Consider the following 525-nt stretch of genomic DNA (forward strand, 5'->3'; position numbering starts at 1 on the left):
CGGCAGGTCGACGCTCAGCCAGCGCAACCGCCCGTTGTCCACCCGCCAGAACCCGGTCTCCAGGCCCTCGCCGAGCGCGACGACGGTCGCCTCCGGCCGCCACTCGGTGTAGCGCCGCACCGCCCGGTCGAAGGTCAGCGAGCGCAGGCCCTGCACCTGGGAGAAGAGCGGGTGCGGAGGCCCCAGCCGCTCCTCGAAGGGGTATTCGAGCCTCCGTACCAGTTCCCCGGCCATCGGATCGGCCAGCACCGGATCGGCGTGCTCCGCCTCGCAGGCCCGGTTCCACAAGGTCCACAGCAGCGTCTCGGGCAGGCCGGTCAACTCCGCCTTGACCTTGGCCGTGGCCGTGGCCGTGGCCTCGGCCGCGGCCGCGGCACCGCCGCCCCGCCCGTGCTCAGCGCTCGTCGTCACGTCCCGAGCCTACAAGCAGGGGGCGTCGCGGCGCAGTTGCTCCGGCTGGTCGGAGACCGCCGGAGGACGTCTTAGGCGTTCCGGCGCCCGGCACTGGCCCCCGGTCCCTGGCCC

Annotated in this window: 1 pseudogene; it reads right to left on the reverse strand. The window is 74.3% G+C overall.

What is annotated here, in order from left to right:
• A pseudogene (locus tag JNW98_RS35865) lies at positions 1 to 411 on the reverse strand (class I SAM-dependent methyltransferase); the annotation flags it as partial.
• Positions 412 to 525 lie beyond the last annotated feature (114 nt).

The organism is Streptomyces huiliensis, from assembly GCF_020037025.1.
Classification (GTDB): domain Bacteria; phylum Actinomycetota; class Actinomycetes; order Streptomycetales; family Streptomycetaceae; genus Streptomyces; species Streptomyces huiliensis.